The sequence below is a fragment of the Micromonospora sp. CPCC 205554 genome, assembly GCF_036902745.1.
Lineage (GTDB): Bacteria > Actinomycetota > Actinomycetes > Mycobacteriales > Micromonosporaceae > Micromonospora > Micromonospora tulbaghiae.
Genome location: NZ_JBAKHP010000064.1, coordinates 1 through 1,387, shown reverse-complemented (window position 1 = coordinate 1,387; position 1,387 = coordinate 1). Strand labels below are relative to the sequence as shown.

The following is a 1,387-nucleotide window of genomic DNA, read 5'->3' as shown; positions in this document are numbered from 1 at the left end:
TGGGTGGTTGGGCGCGTCGTTGATGGCGCACGCCGTTGTCCTGCCTAGGTTCTGGCTTGTCGAAGGTCAGAACTTGATGGGCGGGAGAACGGCGTGCGTTCTGCCAGGGTATGGGCTGGGCTGCTCGGGGTCGAGCAGGCGGTTGTCGAGGGCGTGGAGTTCGATCCGGTCGAGTCGGTGGTGGTGGCTCGGGTGCGGGTGCGTAAGGGCGCGTCGCGGCGGTGTCCGCACTGTCGTCGGCGGTGTGCCCGTTATGACGCTGGGGTTCGTCGTCGGTGGCGGGCGTTGGATCTGGGCGTGGTGCGAGCGGTGATCGAGGCGCACGCGCCGCGGGTGTCGTGCCCGGAGCACGGGGTTGTGGTCGCGGCAGTGCCGTGGGCTCGGCACGGGGCAGGGCACACCCGGGCGTTTGACCAGATGGTGTCGTGGTTGGCGGTGCATACGGCGAAGTCGGCGGTGTCGCAGCTGATGCGCATCAGTTGGCGCACCGTCGGGGCGATCGTGGCGCGGGTGTGGGCCGACACCGGTGCCGCGGTGGACCGCCTTGAGGGGCTGCGCCGTATCGGCATCGATGAGATCAGCTACAAGAAGGGCCACCGCTACCTGACCGTGGTGGTCGATCATGACACCGGCTGGTTGGTCTGGGCCTCGCCCGGCAAGAGCGCGGCGACCCTCAACGCGTTCTTCGACCTGCTCGGCGATGAGCGGGCCGCGAAGATCACGCACGTGTCCGCCGACGGCGCGGACTGGATCACCACCGTTATCCGACGGCGCTGCCCGAACGCCGTGCGCTGCGCCGATGCATTCCACGTCGTTGCCTGGGCCACCGACGCCGTGGACAGGGTTCGCCGCCAAGCCTGGAACGAGGCCACCGGCCGTGGCGCCGGCCGTCGCGGCGTCGCCGTCGGCACGGCCCGCCAGTTGAAGAACACCCGCTGGGCGTTATGGAAGAACCCGGAGAACCTCACCGACGCCCAGCAGGCCAAACTCGCCTGGATCGCCAAGACCCACCCCCGCCTGCACCGGGCCTGGGCGTTGAAAGAAGGCCTCCGACTGGTGTTCACCCTGGCCAAGACCAGCCCGACAGCCGCGGTCGAGGCCCTCGACCGGTGGATCGGGTGGGCCCGCCGCAGCCGCATCGACATCTTCATCGACCTACAACGACGCGTCACCCGTCACCGCGACCAGATCATCGCCGCCATCACCCATGGCCTGTCCAACGGCCGCATCGAGTCCGTCAACGCCAAGATCCGCCTCATCACCCGCATGGCCTTCGGCTTCCACTCATCCGAAGCCCTCATTGCCATGGCCATGCTCAGCCTCGGCGGCCACCGACCCGAACTACCCCGCCCATGAACACCCGACCCACACATCCGTCACAAGACCC

At 68.5% G+C, this 1,387-nt stretch carries 1 protein-coding gene; it reads left to right on the top strand.

What is annotated here, in order from left to right; translation table 11 throughout:
* Window positions 1-93 precede the first annotated feature (93 nt).
* Window positions 94-1,356, top strand: coding sequence for an ISL3 family transposase (locus V6U82_RS31475; protein WP_124778699.1), 1,263 nt, complete (start codon window positions 94-96; stop codon window positions 1,354-1,356).
* The last annotated feature ends 31 nt before the right edge of the window (window positions 1,357-1,387 follow it).